Consider the following 4022-nt stretch of genomic DNA (forward strand, 5'->3'; position numbering starts at 1 on the left):
GTTAATCATCACGATCAACGTCGCTTACCTGACTGCGAGTAATCTTACCAGTCATGCTGTCGACAACAACTTTATGAATCTGATTGCCTTTACCAATTTCAACTTTGTAGACAGGCTTGCCAAAATCTATATCGAATTCTACTTCCAGCACTTTCCCTTTCAGCGTTTGGTTTGCTTTTTTTATGGCTTGAGACAAACTCACTTTTGCTTGTTTCATGGCCTTATATTCTGCCAAGTCTTCTTTGTCTAAACGCTCTGTGTCCCCTTTCGTGATCTTGCCTGTATTGGCATTCACGCTGACTTCTTGTTCATTATTGTTGGTAATGATGTTGATATCATAATGGCTATTTTCGTTACGATATTCTTGATCAAAGTCTGCACTGATGATATCGCCTTTTACCGCTTTATTAGCAAGGGCCATCGCCTGCTCTAAACTGATTTTACTCTGTGACACTGCCGTTACCTCATTCATAGCAGGGGCTGCTTGACTGGCTGAAACAGAGGCTATGCTGAAGCTTACGACACTCAGTGCCATTACAAGAGATTTCTTCAATGTTGATAGTTTTTTCATAATAAAACCCTAAAATGCGTTAGTTTTTCTGCAGACTGTTTGTTAATTAGAATAAGAGATTCATTTAAAGATAAATAATGACATACAGTTAATCGCTATGTCTAAGTGATTTATGCTGAAAAATGTAACGGGTGTTATAACAAATAACGTTCGATAGAAGAATTCGATTTCATTGGTTCCCTGGGTATGCCTATTGTGAACCAATCAGGCTCATTCACTGGTTCGGTTCCCTAGTGAGGACTTGAATCTTCGGCTGTAGGCTACTGATGCCAAAGTTTTAACTCATTGACAGTCTATATGACTACGGACAATCTTTATGGAAACACTTAATACTGAAAACCTTACTTTAGACATTATCCCAGCATCATTTAATCTTGTATTGCGAAGGCTACTTGAGCCAGCAGGGTATGCAGTTGAAAACGTTGAGCCTGAAATGGAAAGTACGGAATACGGGGCGCTTAAATTTACACTTAATGGTCAAAGGGTACTTTATCGACAAGCGAAAACCACACCAAAAAAGATTGGTCAATTTGTGACAATATGGAAGCGTGAACACCCTAACAGTGAAATTGCACCAATTGACCTGAAGGATGGGGTGGATTGGGTGATTATAGCTGCCAACGAGGGTGCTAATTTCGGAGTTTTCGTTTTCAGTGCACAACTTCTTGCTAAAAAAGGCGTATTTTCTGAAGAAGCAAAGGCTGGTAAGAGAGCAATTAGAGTATATGCACCTTGGACAACCCCAACGGCTGTACAAGCTAAACGAACAAAAAATTGGCAGACGGAGTGTTTTCTTGATTTTGAGGATAGCGATGCCATTTTAGAGTCTTTTACTAGAATGCTGGGTTAATAGTAAGAGGTATTCCAAGCCCTTGAACTGTCAAAATTTAACAAGCGATCAGAGGTATACCCCAACGGAACCATCCAAACAGACCGTTTAAACGATAAACAGACTACCTAAAATAGACTGATATTAGCGAACTACTTATAGCAAGGGGTGGCGTAAACAACACTATCAATACAATACTAAAAGCCAATACCATTACTTAGGTCATTGAACCGCCGATAAGTTAAAACTCCTCGAGCAATTACTGAAAGCTATCTACTAGATTTTCACTAATTGTCGTCTTGATGACTAGCTTTTCAGGTATCTCTACTGCTTCACCTGTCTTAGGGTTTCTACCTAAACGACTCTTGCGCTTAACCTTTTGAAAATTTGCAAACCCTACTAACTTCAATCTTTCATTTTCTTCGAGGTTAGCTAAAGAGTCGGCTAAAACATCCAAAACTGAGTTTAGTACAACCCTTGCCTCATCTTGATTCACATTTAATTTTGGTGCCAACTCGCTAATGATATCTTGCTTATTCATACTTACCTCTCGTTGTTATTAGAATCATTTTGACTTCATTCCCTTGGTTTGGTGAGGAGATGCCGTAAATGTTAGGTCTCGCGGGGGAGTTTCCCAAACTCTGTGTCACTGCTGCTTACCCCCGATCCATACTTACACAGAATCTGGGATGGGCTCCTGTGCTTAGATCTCAAGTTCACTATGAGAGCCTAGCCTGTGTAATATCAAATCTGTATCACCTTCGAATTCATACAGCAGTACCAAATCAGGCTTAACATGACAATCCATCAAGTGCTTTTTGTCACCCGTCAGTGCATGGTTACGGTATTTGATTGGCATTGATAAGTCATTAAGTAAGCAGTGCATGACTTCAATCCATTGTGGTGTGATCAAATCTTTGGATCGTTTTTTAATATCTCGCTTGAATTGATTTGTAGGTATAACAGTTCTAGCCACGAGAGAGCCCCTGTAACGCCTCTAGAGCCTCGTTGGGTTCGAGTCTATCCAATTTACCCGCTTCATAGTCTAAACGTCCTTGCTTAATGGCTTGTAGCGTTTGATCCCCTAACACTAAGTCGTCAGCTTGATAATCAAATGATAGCGGTATTTTTTTGGTTTTGGCGACATTGACCAAGAACATTCTAACGGCCTGAGAGGTTGTCATGCCGTAGTTTTCAAATATTTGGCTGGTTTCATCTTTGAGTTCTTTCTCAAGTCTCATGTTGAAATTTACTGTACTTGACATAATTTGTACTCCATTTGTACTTTATATGACATTGATTGTATGTCATATAAAGTACAAAAACAATTATATTAACAATACTTACTTGCCTGATTCTCGGTAGTGCCTTGTCTTTTTTATCAAAGCTTCCTGGCTTACGCTGTATGATGTGCATCATTTCACGCATGAACAGAGTTTAGAAAACTCTCATCAATACAAGAGAACCACTTATAGTAGACTGTTTGAGGTGGTCATTTTTGGTTATTATCTTGAGAAATCGTACTCTGCTTCGTTCCCATCTAAATACTCACGTATAGGACGCTTTTTGCTGAATTTAGAGGCGTCTTTCTTGATCTCACCAACTATAAAATCACTATACGCTGACCAGTTCTTACCAGCGTCGCCTTTAGCAAGACCACTATACGTGCTTATAAACTCTTTATGCCGACTGATACGCCACAGCTGCTTATCAGAGAGTCCATCAATCGTGAACATATCTCCGTTATCAGCATCACGAAGTTTGATTGTTTTATCAGCTTTAGACTTAGACTTTTCATGCACAGTAAACGTAAAACCTATGATTTTGCGACCTTGCTTTACATTCTCATATTTAACTTTAATATTGGTCTTTTCATTAATCTCATTAACAGCTAAATCAAGAACACGTTTTTTGAAATCTCCCATGTTTTTATATTCATTGACACTGATTCCTAGCTGACCTCTCAATATTTCATAATCAAATATATCTGTCTGTCTAGCGCTTAACCATTTGACGATTAGCTCATACAAACGCACAGAGTAGATGCTATTGAGCGTTGCGATGAACTCTAGGTCATATTGTGTAAAGTGTGAGCTTAAGCGAGTAATTTCATTAACAACGGCAACAGTAAAAATAACTTCAATACGTCCCTCGCTTTTAACGTATCTGACTTGCTGAACCCAGTTTGTCTCAATTTTGCTACCAGTATCATCCAAAAACGTAAAATAACGTGCCCTTAAGCCTTTTCCAGCTTGGGCTAGTATCTTGTAGGCAGTATCAATTTGTACATCAAAAGCTTCAGCGTATCGTTTTGCACTTATAGACAGCGGCTTATTGATCTCTAACCCTTGTTCTGTCTCTCTTGCATCAACAATAGCTAGCTGTATTAGACACATCTCCGTTAAAGATAAACTTTGAAAGGCTGTAACAATCCGGTTTGATTTCACGACTAAGTCTTGCACACCATCTTTTTTCTTTCTCTTTTCGTTCATTAGCTTTCCCTGCATCTAGTTGATAGATTTATATTAATTGACAATTATATCAATAGTCAATTAGTAGTCAATTAATATAATGTCTATTAGTGCGGTATAAACGTCCACTTATAACGGTATAAACGTCCAC

Annotated in this window: 6 protein-coding genes; 1 reads left to right on the forward strand and 5 read right to left on the reverse strand. The window is 38.7% G+C overall.

Annotated features, from left to right (window positions below):
* Position 1: 1 nt before the first annotated feature.
* The gene (locus ACT3TU_RS13645) at positions 2–571 is read right to left on the reverse strand and encodes a PepSY domain-containing protein (RefSeq protein WP_443511809.1); all 570 of its coding nucleotides are present in this window, start codon (positions 569–571) and stop codon (positions 2–4) included.
* Positions 572–887: 316 nt separating this feature from the next.
* Here ACT3TU_RS13645 and ACT3TU_RS13650 point away from each other — a divergent pair, with 316 nt between their 5' ends.
* Entirely contained in the window at positions 888–1421 is a 534-nt protein-coding gene (locus tag ACT3TU_RS13650; protein ID WP_192520927.1) for a MepB family protein, read from the forward strand.
* 238 nt (positions 1422–1659) lie between these two features.
* Here the strand turns inward: ACT3TU_RS13650 and ACT3TU_RS13655 are convergent, their stop codons facing one another.
* The 4 genes from ACT3TU_RS13655 to repM form a co-directional block, all read right to left on the reverse strand.
* Positions 1660–1941 carry an HU family DNA-binding protein gene (locus ACT3TU_RS13655; protein WP_192529667.1) on the reverse strand — a complete coding sequence of 94 codons (282 nt, stop codon included), beginning with the start codon at positions 1939–1941 and terminating at the stop codon, positions 1660–1662.
* 162 nt (positions 1942–2103) lie between these two features.
* A complete protein-coding gene (locus tag ACT3TU_RS13660; RefSeq protein WP_201624448.1) occupies positions 2104–2376 on the reverse strand; it encodes a type II toxin-antitoxin system YafQ family toxin in 273 nt (90 codons plus the stop codon).
* Positions 2369–2665 carry a type II toxin-antitoxin system RelB/DinJ family antitoxin gene (locus ACT3TU_RS13665; RefSeq protein WP_192520860.1) on the reverse strand — a complete coding sequence of 99 codons (297 nt, stop codon included), beginning with the start codon at positions 2663–2665 and terminating at the stop codon, positions 2369–2371. Before ACT3TU_RS13665 ends, ACT3TU_RS13660 begins: the two co-directional genes overlap by 8 nt.
* 240 nt (positions 2666–2905) lie before the next feature.
* A complete protein-coding gene (gene repM, locus ACT3TU_RS13670) occupies positions 2906–3892 on the reverse strand; it encodes a replication initiation protein RepM (RefSeq protein WP_192520858.1) in 987 nt (328 codons plus the stop codon).
* Positions 3893–4022 lie beyond the last annotated feature (130 nt).

It is taken from the genome of Psychrobacter sp. AOP3-A1-26, from assembly GCF_052378235.1.
In the GTDB taxonomy this organism is placed as follows: Bacteria; Pseudomonadota; Gammaproteobacteria; order Pseudomonadales; family Moraxellaceae; genus Psychrobacter.